This window comes from Phyllobacterium sp. 22229 (assembly GCF_052056495.1).
In the GTDB taxonomy this organism is placed as follows: domain Bacteria; phylum Pseudomonadota; class Alphaproteobacteria; order Rhizobiales; family Rhizobiaceae; genus Phyllobacterium; species Phyllobacterium myrsinacearum.
Map to the genome: position 1 here is coordinate 40,951 of NZ_JBQEPA010000023.1, position 23,803 is coordinate 64,753.

The 23,803-nt window shown below is 59.5% G+C and carries 25 protein-coding genes and 1 tRNA gene; 14 read left to right on the forward strand and 12 right to left on the reverse strand.

The genetic code is table 11. The annotated features are described in order from the left end of the window. Position 1: 1 nt before the first annotated feature. The 3 genes from ACTJJ7_RS23105 to ACTJJ7_RS23115 all read right to left on the reverse strand — a co-directional run bounded on the left by ACTJJ7_RS23105 (position 2) and on the right by ACTJJ7_RS23115 (position 1,024). The gene (locus ACTJJ7_RS23105; protein WP_105737893.1) at positions 2-190 is read right to left on the reverse strand and encodes a hypothetical protein; all 189 of its coding nucleotides are present in this window, start codon (positions 188-190) and stop codon (positions 2-4) included. Positions 191-251: 61 nt separating this feature from the next. Beyond that, positions 252-653 carry a (R)-mandelonitrile lyase gene (locus tag ACTJJ7_RS23110; protein ID WP_105737891.1) on the reverse strand — a complete coding sequence of 134 codons (402 nt, stop codon included), beginning with the start codon at positions 651-653 and terminating at the stop codon, positions 252-254. Beyond that, positions 644-1,024, reverse strand: coding sequence for an ArsR/SmtB family transcription factor (locus tag ACTJJ7_RS23115; protein WP_105737889.1), 381 nt, complete (start codon positions 1,022-1,024; stop codon positions 644-646). The genes ACTJJ7_RS23110 and ACTJJ7_RS23115 overlap by 10 nt, the downstream gene beginning before the upstream one ends. Before the next feature lie 122 nt (positions 1,025-1,146). Here ACTJJ7_RS23115 and ACTJJ7_RS23120 point away from each other — a divergent pair, with 122 nt between their 5' ends. Beyond that, positions 1,147-2,322 carry an MFS transporter gene (locus ACTJJ7_RS23120; RefSeq protein WP_440968951.1) on the forward strand — a complete coding sequence of 392 codons (1,176 nt, stop codon included), beginning with the start codon at positions 1,147-1,149 and terminating at the stop codon, positions 2,320-2,322. Between the two features lie 58 nt (positions 2,323-2,380). On the opposite strand, the gene ACTJJ7_RS23125 is transcribed toward ACTJJ7_RS23120, so the two are convergent. Further along, positions 2,381-2,842, reverse strand: coding sequence for a YidB family protein (locus tag ACTJJ7_RS23125; RefSeq protein WP_440968952.1), 462 nt, complete (start codon positions 2,840-2,842; stop codon positions 2,381-2,383). Positions 2,843-3,003: 161 nt separating this feature from the next. Here ACTJJ7_RS23125 and ACTJJ7_RS23130 point away from each other — a divergent pair, with 161 nt between their 5' ends. Next, positions 3,004-3,261: a GlsB/YeaQ/YmgE family stress response membrane protein gene (locus ACTJJ7_RS23130; protein ID WP_105737884.1), complete on the forward strand. Its 258-nt coding sequence runs from the start codon at positions 3,004-3,006 to the stop codon at positions 3,259-3,261. A gap of 124 nt (positions 3,262-3,385) precedes the next feature. On the opposite strand, the gene ACTJJ7_RS23135 is transcribed toward ACTJJ7_RS23130, so the two are convergent. The 6 genes from ACTJJ7_RS23135 to ACTJJ7_RS23160 form a co-directional block, all read right to left on the reverse strand. Then, entirely contained in the window at positions 3,386-4,405 is a 1,020-nt protein-coding gene (locus ACTJJ7_RS23135) for a DUF930 domain-containing protein (RefSeq protein ID WP_440968953.1), read from the reverse strand. A gap of 86 nt (positions 4,406-4,491) precedes the next feature. Then, positions 4,492-4,995 (reverse strand): ankyrin repeat domain-containing protein, encoded by a 504-nt coding sequence (locus tag ACTJJ7_RS23140; RefSeq protein WP_245421247.1) that lies wholly within the window; start codon positions 4,993-4,995, stop codon positions 4,492-4,494. 139 nt (positions 4,996-5,134) lie between these two features. Continuing rightward, positions 5,135-6,160, reverse strand: a complete 1,026-nt coding sequence (locus tag ACTJJ7_RS23145; RefSeq protein WP_105737879.1) for a fatty acid desaturase — start codon at positions 6,158-6,160, stop codon at positions 5,135-5,137. Positions 6,161-6,249: 89 nt separating this feature from the next. Continuing rightward, positions 6,250-6,546: a hypothetical protein gene (locus ACTJJ7_RS23150; RefSeq protein WP_105738132.1), complete on the reverse strand. Its 297-nt coding sequence runs from the start codon at positions 6,544-6,546 to the stop codon at positions 6,250-6,252. A gap of 82 nt (positions 6,547-6,628) precedes the next feature. Continuing rightward, positions 6,629-7,429, reverse strand: a complete 801-nt coding sequence (locus tag ACTJJ7_RS23155) for a family 1 encapsulin nanocompartment shell protein (protein WP_440968954.1) — start codon at positions 7,427-7,429, stop codon at positions 6,629-6,631. Positions 7,430-7,437: 8 nt separating this feature from the next. Further along, a complete protein-coding gene (locus ACTJJ7_RS23160) occupies positions 7,438-8,496 on the reverse strand; it encodes a Dyp-type peroxidase (protein WP_440968955.1) in 1,059 nt (352 codons plus the stop codon). Between the two features lie 577 nt (positions 8,497-9,073). Between ACTJJ7_RS23160 and ACTJJ7_RS23165 the strand changes: the two genes are divergently transcribed. The 5 genes from ACTJJ7_RS23165 to ACTJJ7_RS23185 all read left to right on the forward strand — a co-directional run bounded on the left by ACTJJ7_RS23165 (position 9,074) and on the right by ACTJJ7_RS23185 (position 15,199). Next, positions 9,074-9,496: a hypothetical protein gene (locus tag ACTJJ7_RS23165; protein WP_105737875.1), complete on the forward strand. Its 423-nt coding sequence runs from the start codon at positions 9,074-9,076 to the stop codon at positions 9,494-9,496. An 81-nt stretch (positions 9,497-9,577) separates the two neighbouring features. Continuing rightward, positions 9,578-13,414: a YadA-like family protein gene (locus ACTJJ7_RS23170; RefSeq protein ID WP_440968956.1), complete on the forward strand. Its 3,837-nt coding sequence runs from the start codon at positions 9,578-9,580 to the stop codon at positions 13,412-13,414. Positions 13,415-13,427: 13 nt separating this feature from the next. Beyond that, positions 13,428-13,988: an invasion associated locus B family protein gene (locus ACTJJ7_RS23175; protein WP_105737871.1), complete on the forward strand. Its 561-nt coding sequence runs from the start codon at positions 13,428-13,430 to the stop codon at positions 13,986-13,988. Positions 13,989-14,003: 15 nt separating this feature from the next. Further along, positions 14,004-14,672: a hypothetical protein gene (locus tag ACTJJ7_RS23180; RefSeq protein ID WP_440968957.1), complete on the forward strand. Its 669-nt coding sequence runs from the start codon at positions 14,004-14,006 to the stop codon at positions 14,670-14,672. A 50-nt stretch (positions 14,673-14,722) separates the two neighbouring features. Further along, positions 14,723-15,199 carry a DUF4189 domain-containing protein gene (locus tag ACTJJ7_RS23185; RefSeq protein WP_440968958.1) on the forward strand — a complete coding sequence of 159 codons (477 nt, stop codon included), beginning with the start codon at positions 14,723-14,725 and terminating at the stop codon, positions 15,197-15,199. 549 nt (positions 15,200-15,748) lie between these two features. Here ACTJJ7_RS23185 and ACTJJ7_RS23190 read toward each other — a convergent pair. Next, positions 15,749-16,852 carry a porin gene (locus tag ACTJJ7_RS23190; RefSeq protein WP_440968959.1) on the reverse strand — a complete coding sequence of 368 codons (1,104 nt, stop codon included), beginning with the start codon at positions 16,850-16,852 and terminating at the stop codon, positions 15,749-15,751. A gap of 476 nt (positions 16,853-17,328) precedes the next feature. On the opposite strand from ACTJJ7_RS23190, the gene ACTJJ7_RS23195 reads away from it, so the two are divergent. Next, positions 17,329-17,877, forward strand: a complete 549-nt coding sequence (locus ACTJJ7_RS23195) for a hypothetical protein (protein ID WP_440968960.1) — start codon at positions 17,329-17,331, stop codon at positions 17,875-17,877. A gap of 194 nt (positions 17,878-18,071) precedes the next feature. After that, complete coding sequence (locus ACTJJ7_RS23200; protein ID WP_105737861.1) at positions 18,072-18,503, forward strand: DUF2750 domain-containing protein; 432 nt, start codon at positions 18,072-18,074, stop codon at positions 18,501-18,503. Positions 18,504-18,565: 62 nt separating this feature from the next. On the opposite strand, the gene ACTJJ7_RS23205 is transcribed toward ACTJJ7_RS23200, so the two are convergent. Beyond that, positions 18,566-18,642 (reverse strand) — tRNA-Arg (locus ACTJJ7_RS23205). 420 nt (positions 18,643-19,062) lie between these two features. On the opposite strand from ACTJJ7_RS23205, the gene ACTJJ7_RS23210 reads away from it, so the two are divergent. The 5 genes from ACTJJ7_RS23210 to ACTJJ7_RS23230 are packed head-to-tail and all read left to right on the forward strand — an operon-like array spanning position 19,063 to position 23,800. After that, positions 19,063-19,800: a virB8 family protein gene (locus ACTJJ7_RS23210; RefSeq protein WP_440968961.1), complete on the forward strand. Its 738-nt coding sequence runs from the start codon at positions 19,063-19,065 to the stop codon at positions 19,798-19,800. Beyond that, complete coding sequence (gene virB9, locus ACTJJ7_RS23215) at positions 19,797-20,600, forward strand: P-type conjugative transfer protein VirB9 (RefSeq protein ID WP_440968962.1); 804 nt, start codon at positions 19,797-19,799, stop codon at positions 20,598-20,600. Before ACTJJ7_RS23210 ends, virB9 begins: the two co-directional genes overlap by 4 nt. Positions 20,601-20,603: 3 nt before the next feature. Beyond that, a complete protein-coding gene (gene virB10 / locus ACTJJ7_RS23220) occupies positions 20,604-21,899 on the forward strand; it encodes a type IV secretion system protein VirB10 (protein ID WP_440968963.1) in 1,296 nt (431 codons plus the stop codon). Between the two features lie 51 nt (positions 21,900-21,950). Next, positions 21,951-23,054 (forward strand): P-type DNA transfer ATPase VirB11, encoded by a 1,104-nt coding sequence (gene virB11, locus ACTJJ7_RS23225; RefSeq protein ID WP_130268535.1) that lies wholly within the window; start codon positions 21,951-21,953, stop codon positions 23,052-23,054. Then, a complete protein-coding gene (locus tag ACTJJ7_RS23230) occupies positions 23,051-23,800 on the forward strand; it encodes a lytic transglycosylase domain-containing protein (protein WP_440968964.1) in 750 nt (249 codons plus the stop codon). The genes virB11 and ACTJJ7_RS23230 overlap by 4 nt, the downstream gene beginning before the upstream one ends. Positions 23,801-23,803 lie beyond the last annotated feature (3 nt).

The window sequence follows — 23,803 nt, forward strand, 5'->3', positions numbered from 1 at the left end:
CTCAGGAATCAAAGTCGACTTCCAGCTGCTTCTCGAGGGCGACAAGGTCCTCGGGGAGCGGCATGCCCATGGCCTTCAGTTCGTTCAGGTGTTCGCGCAGGGTCTCGTGGATTTCATGGGCATCGGCAGGCCGTTGCACCATCTCTTCGAGCAGAAGTGCAATCTGTGCCTTGATGTCTTCGAACGCCATGGTTTTTCCTTTCAACGCCACTGCAAAGCCGGGTTTTGACGCCCGCACGCATGCTAGCAGATTATTCCGTGCCGGAATATTGCGTATCGGAAACCTTTTCCATCCATTCGACGGCATTGCCGTCCAGGGCTTCCTGCATGGCGATGTGCGACATGGAATTTGCCGGGCCCGCGCCATGCCAGTGCTTTTCGCCAGGCGGAATCCAGATGACGTCGCCAGCCCTGATTTCACGCAATTCCTCGCCCCAGACCTGGGCAAGGCCTGCGCCTGAAACCACATAGAGCGTCTGGCCAAGCGGATGGGTGTGCCATGCGGTGCGGGCGCCCGGTTCAAAATGCACGACGACGGAGATCAGCCGCGCCGGGGAGGGCGCCTGGATGATCGGGTCCTGCCAGACCGTGCCGGTGAACCATTCTTCCGGCGCGCGGCGGGTGGGTATGGAGCCGCTCGATTTTATGTCCATTCGGTTTCTCCCGGGGTTTCGGCCGGACCGGCCGGAGACTGGTTTTCAGGCAAAGGGATCGTGCTCGCCGAAGCAATGACCGAGTCGAGAAAGCCGGGAAAGCGATTGTCGAGATCGGCACGGCGCAGGGTCAGAAATCGTTTCGTTCCGTCGGGCCGCACATTGATCACCCCAGCCTCGCGCAGCTTTGCGACATGATAGCTCAGGGCTGTTTTGGAACCAAGTTCGGTGAATTGCCCGCATGTCATGGCGCGTTCACCGTTGCGCGCGAGAATGGCAATGATGTTCAAGCGCGTCTCGTCGCCGAGCGCGGTGAAGATGGCGGGAAGCGAAATCTCTTCAGCATCCGGATGAAACAGCGGGTGGGTCATGCCTTCCTACCTAGCAAGTACGCGGGAAAAATTCAATGTTCAATAATCGTTGAACTTTGTTCTTGACTTCACATGCCGGTGAGTTCAATAGTTCAAGGATCATTGAACAAAGGATATCTCCCATGGACATTCGCCTTGTCGGCCTGGCGTTGGGTACATTCGCCATTGGCATTGAAGGTTTTGTCGTCGCCAGCCTTCTGCCGCAGATCGCCGGAGACACCGGCGTGACACTGGTTCAGGCCGGTTATCTCGTGGTCATGTTCGCGCTCGCCTATGCGCTGGGCGCGCCGCTGCTTGCCGCCCTCACCGGATCGGCAGACCGCCGTCTCATTCTGGCGGGCAGTGCCACCACCTTCGTCATCGGGGCAATTCTGGCGGCATTTGCGCCGTCCTATGCGTTTCTCACCGCCGCCCGCCTGCTGATTGGCATGTCGGCAGGGCTCTATGCGGCCACGGCACAGGCCACGGCCGTCGCCATTTCTGAATCGCACCACCGGGCACGGGCGATTTCCGTCATCGTCGGCGGAACCACACTGGCGGTGGCCTTCGGCGCACCGCTCGGGGCGCTGATCGCATCATTTGCCGGCTGGCGCGGCACCTATATCTTCATTGCCCTGATCGGCGCCGCCGCGACAACTTTCGTCTGGTTTCTCCTGCCGCGCGGATTGCGCGCCGACCGCTTGACCCTGCGCCAGCGGCTCGGCGTGATCCGCCATCCCGGGCTCTTTCCCGCGCTTGTCACCATGCTGCTCTATATGGCCGGCGGCTTCATTGTTTTCACCTATATCGCCGCCATCGCGGTGCAGGGCACCGGTCTTTCCCGCGCGATGGTGCCGCTGGTTCTGCTGGCCTTTGGTCTTGGTGCTGCCCTTGGCAATGTTGCCGGCGGACAATTATCGGATCGCTTCGGCCCGACGCGCACGGTGATCGCCGCCTCCTTCCTCAATGCCGCATCGCTGATGGCGATCAGCTGGATTATGCAATGGCCGCATGAAATTGCCGGTCCGGCGCTCATGACGATCATGGTTCTCTGGGGCATTGCCGCCTGGATGTTCCCGCCCGCGCAGGCCAGCCGGATTCTGGCGATCGCCCCGGAGAGCGCGCCGCTCGCGCTGTCGCTCAACGGTTCGGCGCTTTATCTGGGCATTGCCTCGGGATCGTTCATCGGCGGCCTGATCATCGCCAATCTCGGCCTTGATTATCTCGGCTGGATCGGCGGCGCCTTCCCGCTGCTCGGGCTTGTCGTGATGCGGCTCGCCAGCGCCGGCGCGCGCAAGACCGAACTTTCCGTTGCCTGATCCCAGGCGGCCGGGTCAAGACCGGCCGCAACCAATACCGTTGCGGCCGGTCTGAACTTTATGACGAGGATTTCAGAAGCGACGCAATCTGCTGCGTGCTTGGTACCTGGCCGTTCGGCGTGAGCTGGTCGACCACGCCGGGCAAGATCTTCGACAGCTGCGCGAGCAGGTCCTGTTCGCTCATGCCGGTTTGCTGGGCGATCTCGCTGATGGTTTTCTGGCCAAGCGCGCTGCCGAGGTCGCCGGGTGCGATGGGCTTGTTTTCACCCGGCTGAAGCCAGGAGTTTGCCGTTTCGCCATGGCCCGCATTGGTCAGGCTGTTCAGGAGCCCGCCGAGCCCGCCAAGAAGCCCGCCGCCAGCCGCCGTATTGCCGTTGTCCGCCGTCTGCGGATTGTCGGGAGCCTGCGTGGGCTGGCTCGAACCGCCGCTCAGCATTTTTCCAACCAGAAGTGCTCCAAGCGCAATGATCAGCGGCTTCGATATATTTCCGCCTGGTACCGCATTATCGAAAATTCCCATCTCGATCTCCCTTCAACGTTGCTCGGTTTCAGCTCGAAATCAGTCGTTCTCCCCCGCAAAGATATTTGTTCATTCCGGGAGAAAGCACAACCATCTTGCTTTTATTCAATCTATGCGAAAACATGACGACATTAAGCCAATGGATAGGAAGGAATGTTCGCATGTCTGTTATCGGTTGGATTGTACTTGGACTTGTTGCGGGATTTATTGGCAGCAAGATCGTCAACAAGAGCGGCCAGGGTTTTATCCTTGATATCGTTCTGGGTATTGTCGGCGCTGTCGCCGGCGGATTTATCTTCAGCCTGTTCGGTGCCACCGGCGTCACGGGTTTCAATATCTACAGCCTGATTGTCGCCGTTATCGGTTCCGTCGTCGTGCTCTGGCTCTATCACGCAATCACCGGCAACAGATCCGCCTGAACTGAAACCGCCTGCGTTTTGGGATGAACAGCGTGGCATTCGTGCCGCGCTGTGACTGCGACATGGGGAAGCCAACAATTCCGGGCCGCAGCATGGTGAAAGCGGCCCCAGTATGATGCAGTCATCAGCGCCTGTCATCCAGCTTGCGGGCACGCCACTCACTTCTGGGGACGATGCCGCCAATCTTGAAGGTGAATGATACAACCCGCGTTGCGCCTGCGTCGACTGAGCATTTAAAATCCAGATTGTACCAGTTCGACCCAAGGCGGAATGCGGCGCCAGCACCATTGAATGATGTCTTTGAGGTGATTCCTCCCGCAGGGCCATTGGGAAGGATTGCATCCCGCGCTGCGGTGCTGGATCTTGAACTCAGCATCGCCAATGCCTCCGACGTACAGAGACTTGCAAGGCGCTCTTCTGGCGAAAGCCGCGCGACGATCTGCGCTGTCCGCGGGTCAAGCCCGGAGTTCGGCAGGAATTTCTGGCTCATATTTGAGAATGGATTGGAGTTGGGTGCGGTCTTGGAACCGTTCGGTTTGGATGCCTGATCTGACTTCTTCGGGGTAGGTTCCGATTTCTGTTGCGGAGTAGGCATATTGTCGACCGCATTGGTCGGAGCAGGTAACTGTTGCGCTGCCTGCCCCGCCGTTTCGCTGGGCGCGGAAGCCGATTGTACATCGGGTCTTGGTGTTTCCGGCACAGCCGGTTTGCTCTCCAGCGGCGGCGCGGCAGGCGCCGCGTCCGTTTTCGCCTGCGCTGCGGCCGAATCCTGCGGCGTTGATGCCGCGTCTTGCGTTGTACCGTCGGCGGGCGGCGCCGCTTCGGAATCGGCAGCGTCTTTTTCTGACCGCGGCAGAAGCTTGAGAAGGCGTTGCGACGAAGCCGCCGCGGCGGCGGGGGCCGGGGCGGGCTGCGGCTGTGGCGCCTCCGCCTTCTCTTCCTTTTTTTTCGGTTCCGGTTCCGGTTTTGGTTGTGGTTCGGGCGGCGGAACGACCTTCACCTCCACGCTTTCCGGCTCTGGCGGTGTGGTTTTCCACTGGGGAAGCTGGAGAAACAGCAATGCCGCCACCAAAAGATGCAGGGCGAGGGACGTCAGGACGCCCCCTCCAACTTCGTCCCGCAGCTTTTTGGCGAACGCTAACATTGCTTAAACGATTTCCGACCGCATGCCCGAAACCTAGGAGCTTGACCGGCCCGCAACAAGGGGGAAGGGCACAGGGCCGCTTCCCTCTACTTCAACAGTGCGGCAATGGCGGGCTTGTCGGCCGCCAGTTCCAGTGCAGTCTTGCCGCCTGCAGTCCTGGCTGATTTATCCGCTCCGTGTTTGAGCAGAGCCTGAACCACGGCGGGATCATCGCTGTAGCTAGCCGCCATGTGAAGCGGCGTCATCTTGTCGTAGTCACCGACGATGTTGACCTTTGCGCCCTTGGAAACAAGCAGATCGATGACGCTTGCCGGGCCGTAATAGGCTGCGGTGTGCAGTGGCGCCCAGCCCTCCTGGGTTTTCTGATTCACGTCGGCACCGCAGGCCAGCATCTTGGCGACAAGATCGGCCTTCTTGTCGCGGATGGCGATGCTGAAATGCGTGTCGCCGCCCATATCCCGCCCGTTCGGGTCGAGCTTTTTGCACTGTGCGGCCGATGGCGCCGCGCTGGCGCCGGAAACCGGAACAATCGCGCTGACCGCTGTCAGAGCCAACCCGAACAAGACCACACTTGAAAACAATCTCGGCACGCTGTCGTCCTCACCAATTTGGATTGCGTCCGTCATCCGCGACGGATCGATCCCTGCTTTCTACAGGGCTTTTTGTCTGCCGGGCAAGGCAGGAAAGATGCATTTGCCGGGGAGGAGATTGCCGGAGAACCTGCCGCGGTCAGGCCAGGTTGCGTGCCTCGCGAAACGTGACCAGTCTCTTGCGGCCTTCATCCCACAGCACCAGTTTGACACAGCGCAGGCTCTGCAGAATGGTGATGCGTCCGACATTGCCGAGTTCCGGATAGTCCCGCAGAACTTCCGGCAGCCGGTAGTAGGGCACCCTGCTGGAAAGATGGTGGACATGGTGGATGCCGATATTGCCGGTCAGCCATCTGAGGGGAAGCGGCAGGACGTAATGCGAGGATCCGTGCAGGGCGGCTTCCTGGAACTGCCAGTCAGCGCCTTGCGACCAATGGGTTTCCTCGAATTGGTGCTGCACGTAGAACAGCCAGATGCCTGCAGCCCCGGCGAGAACGACGATCGGCAGATGCACCATCAGGAAGGGAATGACACCCACCAGCCAGATCAGGATGGCCGCCAGCAGCGCAATGGCAAAATTCGTCGCCATGGTGGAAATCCAGGGCTGCGCCCCGGAACGCATCATGCCGAACGGCAATCTCTGCTTGAAAATGAAAAGCCATGCCGGTCCGATGCCGAACATGATCACCGGATGCCGGTACAACCGGTAGCCAAGGCGGCCCCAGCGGGAAAGAGCCCGGTATTCGGCGACGGTCAGGGTCGTGATATCGCCGACACCGCGCTCATCCAGATTGCCGGCCGACGCATGATGCAGCGCATGGGCGCGCCGCCAGTAATCATAGGGGGTCAGAGTGAGAACGCCGATTGCCCGGCCTGTCCAGTCATCCGAATGCCTGTGAGCGAAAAAGGAGCCATGGCCGCAATCATGCTGGATCATGAACAGGCGCAGCAGGAAGCCTGCCGCCGGAATGATAAACAGCAATCCCCACCAGAAGCCGTAATGGACAGCAGCCCAGCACACCGCCCACAGGATGGCGAAGGGAATGACGGTCACTGCAAGCTCGAAAATGCTGCGGCCACGGTGCGGTTTGCGGTAATTCAACAGGATTTTCGGCCATGCGCGGCCGCTCAATCCAGCTTCAAAAGTGGGAGAGGTGTTTTTCATCGGCTATCATAGGCTTGCCACAGGGAGCGGCACAAGGGACGTTGCCGTTCTTTTGTCGTATCAGAGAGATTTCTGTGCGTGCTCCTGGCCTAGGCCTTCAGAATCTGATGGTACATATCGAGCTTGCCCGGTTCGTCCTTGGCGATCAGAAAAACCATGTTCTGCGCATCGAACAGGCGGAACCAATCATCCCATTCGACCACTTCGAGGCCACCGGCGTCCAGGGGCTGGTCGACATCCGCAACAAACTCCGGTTCGAAGACGATGCGGAGCACCGGCGTTCCCTCGGGTTCCGGCGCGGTGTCGATGATGGCCGGAGACCCGGCCCGCGCCGAAACCCAGTCCCGGATTGCCTGATGGTCGGTGAGAGTGATCGATTCGCTCATGTCCATGCTCCTTTTCAGTGAAACGCATCCTGCCCGATTGATTTGCCGCCGCGGCTCCAGCGATGGCACACCCAATGCACCGTCATGCGGCGGACAAGACAACGGCCGCTTCTGCCGTCAGCATGCGGAATGTGAAGGTTTCCTGCAGATAAAGTTCGACTGCCGTGCTGGAATGGCTGAGATAGCCGATGGAAATGTCCTGGCCGATATCCAGCTCAAAATCACCGCCGCGGGTGGTCAACACAAATCCGCCTGCCAGAGCAGGCGCCCAGATGATACCTCCGTCGACTTCGCGCTCGATATGGTGGAAGACGGGATAGCCTTCGTCGCTTCCGCCGCTCGCGGCGGTGTAGGCTTCGGCACCGAGAACGAGCGCATAGGGGCCGTTCACGCCGGCAAGCCGCAGCTGGCTGACCGCTTGCGCCACGGCCTGCGGGTAGCCTGTGGCAATCGGCGGGAGCGGCACGGGCGCATTGCTGCTGCCTTCGCGGATGCCTTGAATGGCTGCCGCGGCAAACCCGTCAAAAACCGACCGGTCCTCGGCGAACGCGAGCTTGCGCGCCGCGTCCTTGACTGGGGTCCAGTCCGAATCCGTCGAACCACGCTCGACGTCGTCTATGGCCTGCCGCGTGAGTTCAAAGGGAACCCGCACCTCGACCAACGGCTTGACTACGCGCTGGACCGACTGGATTCCCTCGCCAAGGCCTTGGATCGGCTTCACATGCCCGGTGCCCACGGCGGAAAAATCAACACCCTTCGGACCGGCGACATCCACAACCCGGCGGGCCGCCAAATGACGTTTCAGGGTGCGTGACGCCTCTTCCTCGATTTGCTCCCAGGCACTGGCGGAGATCGGAGCGAGCTCCCGATGAAGATTGTTCATTGTCTGCCTCACTTCTTTAACGAACCAATGCCGAGCGAACCGTCGCTCCGGGGTTGTTGCGGTTTGACGATATCTTGCGGTCCGGAGTGGTTTCCAGCCGGGGCGGCGATGGCAGAGGCCGCGCCCTCGGGCGTGACATTGTCCAGGAACGTCGCGGTGGGAACGAAGAACAGCGTGCCGGTTACCGCACGGCTGAAGTCGAGCAGCCGGTCGTAATTGCCCGGCGGCCGCCCGATGAACATGTTTTCGAGCATCTGTTCAATTCGGTGCGGCGAACGCGCATAGCCGATGAAATAGGTGCCGAACTCGCCTTTGCCCGCATCGCCGAACGGCATGTTGTCCCGCAGGATTTCGAGCTGTTCACCGTCTTCGATAATGGTCGTGAGCGCGTTATGGGCAGAAGTCGGTTTCACGGCATCGTCAAGTTCAATGTCGGAAAGCTTGGTCCGGCCGATGATATTCTCCTGCTCAGCAACGGGCACATCGTTCCACCGTTTCAGGTCATGCAGATATTTTTGCACGATGACATAGCTCCCGCCCGCAAAGGCCGGGTCTTCCTCGCCGATGATCGTGGCTCTTTGGGCCGCCTGGTCAACAGGGTTCTCCGTTCCGTCAACGAAGCCGATCAGATCGCGGTCATCGAAATAGTTGAAACCGTGCACCTCATCCGAACTGGCAACCGCGCCATCAAGCCGTGCCATGATCTGCGTGGCCATTTCAAAGCACAAATCCATGCGCGTCGACCGGATGTGCAGGAGAATGTCGCCCGGTGTCGAAACGGCGTGATGCTGGCCGCGGATTTCGCGGAAGGGATGCAGATCCTTCGGTCTGGGATCCCCGAAGAGCCGGTCCCAGACATCGGAGCCGAAGCCCATGACACAGGAAAGGCCGCTCTCCAGATCGCGGAAACCCACGGCGCGCAGAAGCCCCGAGAGATCGCCGCACAGTGCACGCGTTGCTGCTTCAGGGGCTTGTCCGGGCTTGACCGTGAGGACAAGAAATATTGCGGCACGTGTCAGCTTTGCCACGACCGGTTGTGAAACGGATGAGGGTATCGGTGAATCCATATTGGCTCCATGTGAAACGCCGACACGGCATGCCGGTGGTTCTTCGAACGCTGGAAGAACAAGGTTGCGCGGTTAATTTTCGATACGCAAGAGCATATATCGCTATACGCTGCTGCATAGGGTCCTTGTCTTAACGGGTGTTCATGACACTCAAGCGCTTGCCTGCTGCATGACGCGGCAACGCTCGCTTGAGTCTTGGCGGGAATGCATGGCTTTCGCGGATCTCACTGCTCATGTCCCAGTCGCTGTCTGGAATATTATTTTTCTTTTCGGCTTCTGGCGGTATAAAATACTCACTATTCGCCAATATTTATTTCTATATTTGAATGATTTTTGAAATTATTCCGACAATCCCATTGATATATCAATATTTTTCTTGCATATAATTTTATGTACTTTGATTTTTAAGTAAAGAATAAAATATTGCTCCCAATTTCTAGCTAGTTTACTTGGTTGAAATCCGTGAAATGAATGATCGCGCCGCATAGATCGCAAGTGGGAGCGATACATCTTGTCACTCGTGGAAACTCAGATCGCCACTCTTCGTAAACGTTTTTGGCCGGGAACGTCGAGCGGGATGGCCGGTTGCCTGCCGGCAGGAAACGGGTTGCAGGGGGAGCCCGCATCCGCTTTGCCGCAATCCCTGCTTGATGACATTGACCGCAGGATAAAAGTTGTCGCCGCTTCACTGAAGCAGCGGCAGCAGACGGAGCAGCCTGATCCCCGGTGCGATCTTCTGCTTGCAACCTATGCGCTGGGTCTTACGGCCCCCTTTTACGAAAACGGGCCGCCCGACCGGCATCTTGACGCGATCCGCGACCGTCTCGCGCACGTGATGCCGTCCGACCGGATGACCCAGGCGCTTCTTGCCACGCCGCCCGACGGGGACGACTGGTATGCAAACGCTCTTGATCCCATTGAAGCCATCGGCCGCAAGGATGGCCGGGAGTTCTTTGCCCGATACGCCGGTGCCGGTGGCGCCGCTGCCATTCAGAACTGACATCCATATCACTGTGCATCGGAAATGAACGCGGGGTTCGCGGAAGAACCTGCCGCCGCTAATTTGAGAGGGACTGCAAAAATGATGCTTCTGTCATGCGTTACTGCTCTTCGCAGGATTGCCCGTTCCACTGGACATTGGCTGCCGGGAGCGGTTGACGGCAACCGCTCAGTGCGCCGCCGTCTGATGGCGGTGTTGCGGTCCGCCCACCGTGTTCTTGGTATCAAACGCAATCGGCTGGGACTGGGCACGCTCGGTGCCGGCGGGGTGCTTGGGGCGCAGCTTGCCGTGGCAGGGATCATGATTCCGCAGGCGGCCTTCGCGCAGGTTGTCATTGGCAACGGTGTTCTGACCAACGTTGCGAACTGCACGACTCCCTCCGCAGGGGGGCAAAGCACAGCGATCGGATGTGGCAGCACGGCTCCCGGCGCCGCCTCAACCGCCATCGGCGCTGGCGCCCATGTGAATGGCAATAATGGCGTGGCGTTGGGCACCGCTATCACCGCAACGGGCGATGCTTCGATTGCCATCGGCTATTCGATGGGCGTCAGTGGCCTCAACGCCATAGGCGTGGGTGTCTTCGCGAATGCCACCGGTGTCAATGCGCTTGCCGTAGGCGGCAACGCCCGCGCACTTGCGGACGGGGCATCAGCCTTTGGTGTCAACACCACGGCAAACGGGGCAAACGCCATCGCCCTTGGCTCGACGGCCAGCTCTTCGGGCGGTGCCTCGGTGGCGATTGGATTGTCCTCCAACGCTTCATCTTCAAACGGTTCCGCCATAGCTATGGGCGTCGGCGCCAAGGCAAACGCTGGAACGGGCGGCGGTTCTCCCGTTGCCATTGGCACGAATGCCGATGCAAGCGGCACCGCGCCTGCTGGTTTCACGTTCGAGGCCGTTGCGCTCGGAACGGCTTCAACCGCAACGGGCGCATGGTCGGCCGCAGTCGGTTCAAGCTCTTCGGCTACCGCGACCGGAGCCAGCGCGTTCGGAACCTCCGCCACCGCATCGGCGAACCAGTCCACGGCGGTCGGCAACGGGGCAAGTGCCTCCGGGGTGGGGACCGCAGCCATGGGCTATCTCGCCAACGCCGCCGGGCAAAATGCCGTCGCTATCGGCTCCCAGGCCAATGCCGCAGGTTTAAACGCGCAAGCGCTTGGCAATGTCGCCAAGGCTTCCGGTGATTTCTCCCTGGCTCTGGGCAATCAATCCGTGTCCAGTGGAGCAGGTTCCGTTGCAACCGGCTCTGGAGCCCAGGCCACGAACGTCTCCACCACCGCACTCGGCAACAATGCCACGGCGACCGCCGCCAGTGCAACCGCTGTGGGACTGGGTGCCACGGCGAGCGGTGTGAACGCCAGCGCGATCGGCAAGTCGGCCAATGCGAGCGCGCAGGACGCCATCGCCTTCGGTACGAGCGCCAAGGCCGATTCAGCCGACGCCGTGGCCATCGGCACCGGCGCAACTGCAACCGGTGGCAAGGCAGTGTCGATCGGCGCCGGCAATACCGCTTATGGCGACGGTGCGGTTGCCATCGGCGATCCGAGCTATGCCAGCGGCACGGGCGCCTTCACCGGCGGCGCCAACAACATTGCCAATTCAGACGGGACAGCGAGCGCAACGGCTGCAAATGCGGCCAATGGCGCTGTGGCTATCGGCAACTCCAACAGGGCCATCGGTCAGGGGTCGGTCGCGCTCGGCAACACCAGCAGTGCACTCGGTGCCGGTTCGCTGGCTTTTGGCGATACGGCCATAGCGAACAATGCCCGCGACGTGGCGCTGGGCTCCGGCTCTGTCACCGCCGTGGCAGTCGGCACGCCCGGCATTGTCATCAACGGCACAACCTACAGCTTTCAGGGAACCACCCCGACCTCTACGGTCAGTATCGGTGCAGCGGGCGCTGAGCGCACGATCACCAATCTGGCGGCAGGCCGGATCGGCGCGGCTTCGACGGACGCGATCAACGGCTCGCAGCTCTTCGCCACCAATACCGCAGTGGACAGTCTGGGTACGACGATCAACAACATCAACAATGGCGCTGGCATCAAGTATTTCCACGCCAATTCGACGCTGGCGGATTCAACAGCGACAGGGACGGATTCGGTTGCCATCGGACCGGTTTCCACCGCAACGGGTGCTCGCTCTGTATCGCTAGGCAACGGGGCGACCGCGATCAATGCCAATGACGTCGCCCTTGGTTCCGGCAGTCAGACAGCCACGGCGATTGCCACAACCGGAACCACGATCAACGGCGTCACCTATACCTTCGCCGGTGTAGCGCCGGCCTCCACCGTCAGCGTTGGTGCGCTTGGCGCCGAACGCACCATCACCAATCTGGCGGCGGGCCAGATCAACGGGGCTTCGACGGACGCGATCAATGGCTCGCAGCTCTTCGCAACGAACCAATCGATCGAGGCCGTATCGGGACAGCTCACGCACTATTACAGCTTCAATGATGGCGGCACGCAGCAGGCAAACTACACCAATAACGGTGCCACCGGGATCAATTCGCTGGCGGCGGGCGTTGCCGCCTCGTCGACGGCCGCCGATTCATTGGCCCTCGGCTACAATACCCAGGCCACGGTGCTCGGCGGTGTCGCACTCGGTGCGGGCTCGGTATCCGGCCGCGCCCTCGCGCCAGCGACAGGTACGATCGGCACCTTCATTCCCTACAACACCACCGACCTTGCCTTGCTCGGCGCCGTCTCGGTCGGCAATGCCACCGGTTATCGCCAGATCACCAATGTTGCCGATGGCACGCAGGCAAGCGATGCAGTGACGATCCGCCAGCTTTCCGGCGCCCTCACTTCGTTTGCCACCACGACAACAAAATATTTCCATGCCAACTCCACTCTGGCGGATTCGCTGGCCGTGGGCACCAATTCCGTGGCGGTAGGCCCATCGACCGTCGTCAATGGCGACAATGGCATCGGCATCGGCAATGGCGCACTTGTCCAGCAAACGGCTCCGGGGGGCATCGCTCTCGGTCAGAATGCCACGGTCAATTTTGCCGATTCAGTCGCCCTGGGCACCAATGCGCAGGCGAACGGCATCCAGTCCATGGCGCTGGGTGCCGGAGCCTCGACAACTTATGCGACCAATGTGGCGCTTGGCGCGGGCGCGCAGGCCACCTCGCAAGCCGGGGACGTCGCGCTGGGTGCCGGCTCAACCACCTCGGCCGTGGTTGCAACCACCAGCACCACCATCAACGGCAAGACCTATAATTTTGCAGGCACCAATCCGACGTCAACAGTGAGTGTCGGCAGTGCCGGTGCGGAACGGACGATCACCAATGTGGCGGCGGGCCAGATCAATGCAGCATCGACTGACGCCATCAACGGCAGCCAGCTCTATGCAACAAATCAGTCGATTGCATCGCTCTCGACCGGCATTACCAACCTGGGAAACTCCGCGGTCCAGTACGACACGAACAATGGCAGCAAGACAAATACAATCACGCTCCAGGGCGGTGATCCCAATGCCCCTGTGCTGATCAGCAATGTTGCGACCGGCGTTGCCAATACGGATGCGGTGAATGTCAAACAACTGAAGGACGGGCTGAGCACGACATTCACCGACTCCAAGGCCTACACCGATCAGGTTGGCGCGACGACGCTCAACAGCGCCAATGCCTATACGGACTCCAAGCTGGGCCAGTTGAACAATGATATCGGTGAGGTGCGAAGCGAGGCCAGACGGGCCGCTGCCATTGGTTTGGCTGCCGCGTCGCTGCGCTATGATGATCGCCCCGGCAAGCTCAGCGTGTCGATGGGCGGCGGCTACTGGCGCAATGAAGGCGCCCTGGCTTTCGGCGCCGGTTACACCAGCGAGAATGGACGCGTGCGCGCCAACCTGTCCGGCGCCACGACCGGCGGCAGTGTGGGCGTCGGCGCGGGTGTCAGCGTAACCCTCAACTGAGACAGCTGACGCGATGGCACGTGCGAGACTTCCGTCACTATCAAGGGTTCTGGTTTGCCTGCTCCTTACAGGCAGCCAGGCCGTGGCGGCAGGCTACAAGGTCAAGCCATCGGATGTGCTCGTGCCGCAGGGGGTGCCGATCGGCAAATACCGCCGGATCATTCATCCCTTCGAGAACTGGACCCTGATTTGCGACGAGAACCTGAAGACCCGGCGCAAGGTATGCAACATCAGCCAGTCCTTCACCGATGAGCAGGGAACGCCGGTGTTCAGCTGGTCCCTGGCGGCAAATGTGGATGGCAAGCCCTTCATGATCTTGCGGGCTCCGGCAGTGATCGGCGCTGGCAGCAAGATTTTGCTGGGGCTTGCCGGAATGGACCGCGATGTCGGTGTCGAGGTGAAGGCCTGCGACACGGCCGTCTGCATCGGTTATCTGCCGGTCGGCCCGGTCCTGCGCCAGCAAATCGGTAAACAGACAACAGCGCGGGTGTCGTACTCTTTGAATTCGGGTGAAAACGTCAGCATCGAGGCCCCGTTCAAAGGTTTGGCGGCTGCCCTGTCGGCGATCAAGTAGCGGGAGAGAACCAAATTGGCCAAGCAATCGATCAATGATCGTATCCTGTCGCGTTCCCGGAACGGGGCAGGCGAGGGAGAACCCGCCGGTTCCGGGTTGCCCCGGCCGGGCCGCCTCAAATGGTTCGCGGGCATCGGGACCATTGCCGTTGCGGGAGCGGCTCTGGCTTTTCAGTTCTATCCGCCTATGGGGTCGGTGTTCCCGGCCGCCGCTACCGCGCAGGCGCAGGCCCCCGCCGGAGCCAACGACGATACGCCGTTCCGCACCCATATCAGCCAGGCCGGCATCCGCACCTGTGCCAATCTTTTCCCCGCGCTCGGACAGGCGCTGACCTTTGGCTCCACCTATGCCGTCAATACCCAATGGAACAAGACGTCCCCGGATGCGCATCCCGTGCAGGCCGTTGCCGGAATGAGCTACGACACCCCCGAGTACAAGGAACAGGCGGCCGGTGTTGTGGTGGCCTCCCCGACCGCTTCCGGATGTGAAGGGACCTTTGTCCGGGTGGCGCCGTTTCAAAAGCCCTGCCAGGAGGTCAGCGCGACCCTGCCGCAGGGAAGCACGCTTGCTGAAACCCTTTCCGGAACACCGTACTACAATCTCGCAAACAATGGCGGCCAAGCCCTGCTGATCGCCTCGGGCAACAGCTGCGTGGTTGTGTCCGTCGGGAGCGTGGCAGGATGAAAACCGCGCCGCGCTTCCATAGTGCAACCCCCAGACAATGGAGCATTCATATGCATGCCAATCGTGCCCTTTTGATCGGACTGCTCGCAATGGTCGTCGGTTTTTCTCCCGCAAGCCAGGCGGCCGATATGTCTGCGCCCGAGTCCATTCCGGAACCGGCCCTTGCCGAGAAAGGAATCTGGGGCGCAATCGCCTACTCCGCCGGGGATAACCGGCACGGCTTTTTCTGGGGTGCGGACAAGCGCGACGAAGCGGAAAACAGCGCGCTCAAACATTGCGAGAACGCAGACGGAAAGAGCTGCAAAATCGTGACGGTGTTCCGCAATCATCGCCACTGGAATGACGATGACGGGACGGGCTTTCCCTATGAGCATTGTGCTGCCCTGTCGGTCGGCAAGGCATCCGGTGGACTGTCTGCCTGGGGTGCCGCCTCGGACGCGACCCGGCGCAAGGCAGAGGAGAAGGCGACGCATCTGTGCGGCGGTGAGGAACAGGCATGCAAGATCCGCGAATGGGTCTGCACCTGATCTGTATTGCGCGGCTTTCGCGTCTAAACTATCGCCTGTGACCGCCGCGGGAGTTTCCCTTGCCCTGGGTGTTGCTCTTTGCCTTGCCGCTTTCTTTGCCGCTGTTGCGGGGGCCGCCGAAACTCAGTCCAAATCGTGCGGCCTCAGCCGTGCTGGCAAGCACAAAGCTTGCTAGGGTAAGGGCGGATATTGCGATAACGAGCCTTCTCAACATTGTCGTTGCAATCCAAACAGGAGCGAGGTTGCGGCAAATCGAATTTGGTACGACCGCCGTGTCAATGCAATTGTTGTTAAAATGCCCCCGGAACCGCATAAAATCGCATATTGCGGCGCATCTATGGCATTCACCCTGATCCTTGGGGCGAGGCGGTTCCGCGCGCACCCGCCGGCGCCTTGTTCATTGTCCGCATCGGCGGAACCAGCGCACAAAAAAACGGCGGGGCGAACCCCACCGTTTCCTGCGAACGATTTGACTGGAGGTCAAAACCGCGTCCGCTATCGGACGACGTTGCTATGTCACTACCAACCTCGTCAGATCTGTGTCAGATCCTAGAAGTTGCGCTGGAAGCGGATCATACCACCCCATGCATCGTCGTTGCCGCCCTTGGAGATGGAATAATCCTTACGGGCGCCATCGAACTTGGTGTAGCTGACTTCAGGCGTGATGGTGAAACCGGGAACCAGTTCATAAGCGAGATTGCCTGTTGCAGCCCAGGTGCCTTCGGATTCGTAAGCAACCTGTGCATTGACAGTTGCCTTGCTCGAAACCTTGGCGGACAGGCCACCCCAGATGGCCCAATCGCCTTCCCAGGTGCCGTACCAGTTGCGAGCGCCGAACGCTGCATCGTCATAGTTGGACTGATAGCCGCCCATGACGAATGCCGAAACGGTGTCGGTGAACTTCACGTCCAAACGCAGCTTGCCGCCGAATTCTTCGACCTTGGAGTCATAACCGGCAACACCCGAGATTGCACCCCAGCTCTGTTCGAACTTGGCACCAACAAGCACGTGCGGCATGTAGCTGTCGATACGATAGTCATTATCGAAATAGCTGGCACCCTGTACGCGGCCCTGTTCTGCAGCGATGATCGCCGAGAAACCATTGCCTGCATTGAATGTGTAGCTGACCTGGTTGCTTACGCCGGACTGGTAGTTGATCACGTCATCATTGATGACCTTGCCCGCAGCGCCTGTCCACGAACCGAAGATCGCATCGCTGACGCCGATGCGGAAGCCGCCGAGTTCGATGTAAGCCTGGGGAAGTTCCGTGGCGTTGCTGCCGTTCGTGTACTGAAAGCGTGTTTCAATGTACGAACGCAGTGTACCGAGTTCGGTTTCCGAACGGGCATCGAAACGAACGGTAGCGCGTGTGCGCATGTAGTAGGTGCCATCGCCATCAGGATCGCTGCCCTGATTGACATGTCCGCCCTTGTAGACGTCATCGCCGCCTTTGACATCGGCCCGCAGATAGCCGCCGATCTTCAGGCAGGTCTCGGTACCGGGAATGTAGAAGAAGCCCTTGCCGTAAGCATCGCACACGCGAACGTATTCGACGGCTTCCGGTTCGGCGACGACAACTGCGTCGGCAGCATGTGCGCCACTGACTGCAACCAGGGCTGCAGCCGAGCCAAGTAGAAGGCTCTTAATGTTCATTGTTGCTCTCCATGAGTTGATAGTAACAATTTCGTATTCCGCGACTTCGATGGCGGAGTCAAATGTCAAGTTACAAATTTTTAATGTGGAGGGCTGTTGATTTTTTACTGTTGCCTATTTGCAACTTAAAGTTTAATTGGAGTCTATATTATGTATATATTTGACAGAAATCCAATATTACACAATATCACTCTAATGTAACAAAATTGTGATCGCACTTATAAATGTTTTACAATATAAATATGAAAGATTGTTTTGATATTTCGTATTGTTTTCGATTGGGTAAATATTATCGGTAAAATCAATAGCCTTTTAACGCCATCGATGTCGTAAACAGGCTCCCGCATGAACGGCGAAGCGGACAGGGCAGCCTGACAGAAACGGCGTTGCCGCAATCGCCGCCAAAGGACGTTGCCTGAAGAAGGCCTACGGATTCAACATTGCAGGAACATTGTGGGCCAGTCTTGGATGTAAGATTGGAGCGGGATGGCCTGCTGACGGCTGCACGGCGAAAAAATACTGAAAATCCGATCCGGTCCGGATTTCCGTCACGGTCACGTCACGCCGGTTCTGGTGATATCTCCCTGACTGGCAACACCATTCTGTTGCCCGTCAAAAATTCAACATGTCGGAAGCAGCGCGGCCACACCACTTTCCCAGAGAAGGACGAGGTCCAAGTTCCCATCGAGTGCAGGGAGCCGGGCAAATCGAACTGCCGATGGAAGGACGTTCTGCAAAATCCTGTTCCGAGCAAGCTTAACCCCACCGTCCTCGTGATGGTGGGGTTTTTACAGCGACAATCGTCACTGCTCAGTGCCGCCATCCTGGAGTTCAGAATGTATTCGATTGATCCGGAGCCGTATCAAGCCAAGGCTTGGAAATATATCGGCGTTGTTCTCATCATGGCCGCATTGGCGTTTGGCCTTGGCCGGTATTACGCCGTGGCGAAACCGGCAGCAGAAACGGATATTCAGCGTTTGAATGCGGGTCAGCAGGGTAAGATCACACCGGCGGCGATGAACTAGGAAAGCCCAATGCCTTGTGCAAAATGCAGTGCGGGCATCCACACGAAACCCTGCCGTCTCCAGCGCGGCAATCGGGTTTCTAACCCCTTGCCATTTCAACTTGAATCTCATGCTGCCTGTATTGGCTACAATTTGAAATAAATGTTCTTCTATCTTTATTGTTCTGGTCTATCCTCAAGGATGAGGGTGGGCACATGGAGACAAAGCCAGGTATTGACGAGGCAACGAGGGTTCTCAAGCTCTCCCATTCCGCACGCTACAAGTATTTCATCAGGAAATCGGTCGAAACCTACACAGTTTACACCATCAATCTTGGTTCTAACTATCTCATTCTCAATGACCCTGCGGGGACGTCAATGTGCTGTCCCCTGTGGCCGGCGGCTGTTTTCGCCGAGATATGGTTGGGGCCGATCGGTCAGGGCGCCGGTTTGCAGATCAAAACCGAAGTCGTTCAGATGGAGCTTGATGCGACGCTGAAAACCTTTTTGCCGGCCTTGAAGCGGCGCGGGCTGAAAGTCGGAATCTGCTTGGATCAGGCAAGCGATGGGCGCATCGAGTCCGTTGACAAGTTCATTGCCGATATCAGGCGTGAGATCCAATCGGGCTTTTCCCACTCAAAACCATGAATGGCCGAACCTGCGGCTTCAGCGGTGCGGGGCATTCCTATCCAATAAAATCTGAGTATTGATGGCGCACCCGACAGGATTCGAACCTGTGACCTCTGCCTTCGGAGGGCAGCGCTCTATCCAGCTGAGCTACGGGTGCATGAGGCTGCGATAGCTCGCATGCGCGAAGCGGTTCTAACCGATGCGGCCCTTGGCTTCAATGGCGAATTTTGAACGTTGTTGAAAGAATTGATTGTGTCAGATGCGTCCATTCATTCCCGGCCATGGCCAAACTGCTTGGCCTGGGCTGACTGAGGCTGAATGGTGCCGCCTTGACTGATGTCCCGCGGAGCCGTTGAAACCTGATAGGAAAGTCTGCCGCACGACGCGGCGGACCGCATTTTCTCCGGCCGGCGGGAAAGGCATCAGACCAAAGTCGAATTGTGTTCCGCATTCGCATGATATTTACAACTTAAGCGGTTTTCCGAACGCGGCGCGATGAAGACAGGGCGCCGCGATACTACACACTTTTTATTTTAGAATTTTCAGTTTTAGCGATTTCAAGGTTTCGCCAGCGGTGATGAGCGCGTCAGGACCGAATGAACATATAATCGAGGCGGCATCCGGGCCGGACAGACGATATTTCAGCGAAGCCGTTCGCTGGGAAAACGATGTCATCCGTACCGTGAAACGGTCCCGGCTGACCGCGTGGCTGGTGGCTGTGATCAGCTTTGCCCTGGCCTGCCTGGCGTTGACCTGTCTCGCCCTGCTCCTGCCGCTCAAAAGCTTCGAGCCCTATGTCATTGAAGTCGACAAGACGACCGGATTCATGGAGATAAAACAACCGCTTGCCGATGGAGACCTGACGCAGAACGAAGCGATCGCACGCATGTATGTCGTGCGCTACCTGAAAGCGCGCGAGACCTATGATCCGGCCACGGTGAAAGACAATTTTGATCTTGCCCAGCTGCTGTCGGCCCGCGATGCCGCGCGGGATCTGTTTGCGCTCTTCAGCCCATCCAATGCGGACAATCCGGTGACACGCTATGGCCGCGAAACCCGCGTAGGCCTGAAGATCAAATCCATACAGCTTCCCAACACCCTCACGGCAGTCATCCGGTTTTCCACGCAGCGGACCGGACGGGAATCGGGCGCGGAGGAACATTGGGTTTCCCTCCTCCATTTCCAGTATTCCAAGGCGCCGATGCCCAATGAATGGCGGTTCGAAAATCCGCTGGGTTTCCAGGTCGTCGACTATCGCCGCGATCAGGAAAGCGTGTCCGGGCAGGGCGAATCCGGTGGGCAGTACCAGCCATGAGGACATTTGCGCATGCCTGCCTGGTCTTGCCGGTTGGTGCTGCATTGACGCTCCTGGCGATGGACGGCGGCGTCCGTGCGGAGGTGGCACCGCGACGGGGCGCTGCGGATGCCCGTGTCAGGACGGTGGTCTACAACCCCAGCAATGTCGTCGCGGTTGATGCGACCTATGGTGTGTCGACGATGATTGTTTTGGGCGACACGGAAAAAATCGAAACGGTCGCCGTTGGCGACAGCATGTCCTGGAAGATCGAACCCAACAAGAAGGGCAACATCATCTTCCTCAAACCGGTGGAGCCGAAAGCGGCGACGAACATGAACATCGTCAGCGACAGGCATGTTTATACCTTCGTTTTGCGTGCGCATCCGGATTCGCAGTCCGACCAGACCTACATGGTCAAGTTCCGGTATCCCGACGTGGAACTGGACGCCAAGCTTCTGGCCCAGGCGCAGCGGCTGGTCTCGGAGCCAAACCGTGCGGGCTTTCGGCATGATGACGCCAATACCGATTATCATTTCCGCGGCGACCGCGCGCTCAAACCCGCTGAAGCATTTGATGACGGCGTCAAGACATGGTTCCGGTTCCAGGGCGATGTCCCGGCGATCTTCATTGTGGAAGGAGGCAAGCGGGAAATCCTCGCCAATTACCGGCGCGAGGGCGACTATATCGTTGTCGACAAGATTGCCAGGCAGTGGATGCTGCGGCATGGCGGCTATGCGACCTGCCTGTTCAATCTCAACAGGAAAACGCAGCCAGCGGTTGTCGCCGATGTGCCTGTCTCCAAGAAAAGCTGGAGATAGGCAATGCCCGATCCCGGTTATCATCGCAGTCTGGACATCGAGGCAGGGACGGATCCCAGCCTGCTGGAGCCAAAACGTAAATTGAGGGCTGGTCTCATTGGCCTGTGTCTTGCGGCAGGCGTCAGCGGGCTGTTTGCCGTACCCCTGTTCAGCAATCCCCGGCCGCAGCAGGGCGAGCGGGCTGTCTCCGACGAGGCCTTCATGCCGTCACGCTCGAGCCAGCTTAATCTCACGCCGCCGCCGGAAAGGAAGGAAGCTCCCCTTCCACCGCAAGCCGCGGCGATTGAAGCAAGGACGGTTAATACTGATGATTCAGAAAGCCGGCGGCGCAGCGCCGAGGAAGACGCGCGCCGCCGGGCCGAAGCGGAGGAGGCAGCCTATTATGCGAAGCAACAGGACCGCTACCGTTCGCCGATGATCGTCTCGGAACTGGGAACCGCTGGGGAACCGGCCCACAACGAGAAGAGCCCCGACGAGAAACAGAAAAGCCCGGATACGTTTCAGGCCACCAATCCGAACGACCAGTTTCTGGCGTCCCTGTCCGGAAAATCCGCCGAAACGGCCAAGGCTGAAAAGAACCCGCGCATCGATGCCCTGGTGCCGCAGGGAACCATTTTGCGGGGTGTCCTCGAAACCGCTGTTCAGACCGATCTGCCGGGGATGGTGCGCGCCATAACCACCGATGACGTCTGGTCATTCGACGGCAGGCGTATTCTTGTGCCATCGGGCACGCGGCTGATCGGTGAATACAATGCCGGACTGGCGCAGGGGCAGACAAGGGCATTCATCGTCTGGACACGGCTGTTGCGGTCGGATGGCGTGTCCATCAATCTCGGTTCCATCGGAACGGATGAGCTTGGCCGCTCGGGAATGAGCGGCGATGTGAACAGGCATGTTTTCGAACGATATGGTTCCGCAATCCTGCTCAGCGCGATTTCCGCCGGCGGCCAGATACTGGCTTCCACGGACACGTCGTCCAGCCTGAATACCGGCCCGGTGACGACAACCTATGTTGATCCGAAGACCAATGAAATCCGTACCGTCACGACCCGTCCCAGTATCGACATCGGCTCGAACATGGCGGCAAAGGGCGCTGCGGTTGCAGCGCAAACCTTTGCGCAGGTTGCAGGGGAGGCCTTGAAGGGATCGCTCAACATTCCACCCACGATCACGATCAATCAGGGCACGCCGGTTGCCATATTTGTCCGCCGCGATCTCGATTTTTCCGATCTCTACCCGGATCCGGTGCGTGAAAAGCTGCGGGAGCTGAAAAGGGGGCGTGGCGGCTATGGACAATAGAACCCTGCCCGCACCCGCCTTGTGGGATTTCGTTCCGCGTGAGGCTTCTTGATGGGCATGCTCTCCCGCAATGATGATTTAATCTCGCTGGCCTTTGAGCCGCTGCGATCGCTGCTGGAACGGCAGGATGTCATCGAGATTTGTATCAATGAACCGCACAGGGTGTTTGTCGAATACAGTTCCGGTGTGTTGCATGCGGGCATGGTTGCACTCAATCTTCCGGAGCTGACGCGCGAACGCATCCGCTTCATGGCGGAGCGGGTTGCAGGCGCCAGCCATCAGTTCGTCAATGAAGAAGAACCGTTGTTGTCCGCATCCCTGCCGGATGGTTCACGTGTTCAGGTGGTGCTGCCGCCGGCGGCGCCGGACGGAGGCGCCATTGCCATCCGGCGGAAAATCGTTCGCGATCTGTCGCTCTCCGACTATGCCGAGGCGGGCGCGCTTCTCTGCGCGCGGGTAACCGGCGCGACCGAGGCCCTGACCGACGAGGAACAGGGCCTATGCGACTATCTCGATGCGGGCGATATCGCGCAATTCCTTCATCTGGCGCTGCGTCACCGTATCTCCATGATCATTTCTGGCGGGACGGGAACGGGCAAGACGACGTTTCTCAATGCCTTGATGCGGGAAATACCGGGGCACGAGCGGATCATCACCATCGAGGATACGCCTGAACTCGTGCCGCCGCATGGCAATCATGTCCGGCTGATTGCCTCGCGCGGCAATCAGAACATCGCGCAGGTGGATATGCGGCGCCTGGTCGAAGCGTCGCTGCGCTTGCGCCCCGACCGTCTGCTCCTCGGGGAGGTGCGCGGCGGCGAGGCGCTGGATTTCCTGCAGGCCATCAACACGGGGCATCCCGGTTCGCTTTCCACAGTTCACGCGAACTCGCCGCGCGCGGCCTATGAACGCTTGGCAATGCTGGTCATGCAAAGCGGTTTTGGCGGGGGAGGTGGACTGTCAAAGCCGGAGATCATCGATCATCTGCATACGACGCTGCCCCTCGTCGTGCAGCTGGGCCGCAAGGAGGGACGGCCCGGCGCCGTGTCGGAGATTTTTTACGCCCCCTATATCAGACAGACGGGGCGGCCTGCCGCCGTGCAGGGAAGCATGGTGTGGAACGCCTCCGGCCGTCGCGCGCGAGGTGCTCCATGAACGGCGTGGCAAACAGGTCCGGCAGCGCTGCCACCGTCGATGCAGGCCGTTCCGCCCGCACCGATCATCGGCCAGTGTGGATTCTGATCGGTCTTTGCCTGCTTGGCCTGACTGTTCCGGAAGCAGCCCGCGCCGTCGAGGCCAATGATCCCGGCATGCCGCCGGTCAAGATCATGGCATCCGGCGGCAGGACAACCACCCCCCTGCCGGCGGCGGATGCGGCAGCATGCCAGTTCACGCGCGTGCCTTCGGCCGAGGATGGCAAGGCGCTGGTCCAGCGCATCGCCAGGGAGGAGCATGCGGATGTAGCCCTTGCCGTTGCTGTTGCCCGGCGGGAAAGCGGCTTTCATATGGATAGCATCTCCAGCGCCGGTGCCGTTGGCCTGATGCAGCTGATGCCTGCAACAGCACGCCGGTTCGAGGTCGATATTTGCGACCCCGAGGACAATGTGCGCGGCGGCGTTCGCTATCTCAAGTTTCTGGAAGGCAAATACGCCAATCCGCTCTATGTCCTCGCCGCCTATAACGCTGGCGAGGCTGCCGTGGAGCAAAACGGCGGCATTCCCTTCTATCCGGAGACGGTCCGTTACATCGCGGCCGTGCTCTCGGACGTCTATGACTGGCGGCCGTTCGATGACCGCAAAATGCCGGGAAAAGTGGTCCATCAGGGCAGGAAGGCGCCGGACAAATCCGATGCCGGAAATGCCGGTGCATGGACGCAAGGTTTTGTTCTTCACGTGGAGTAGTCA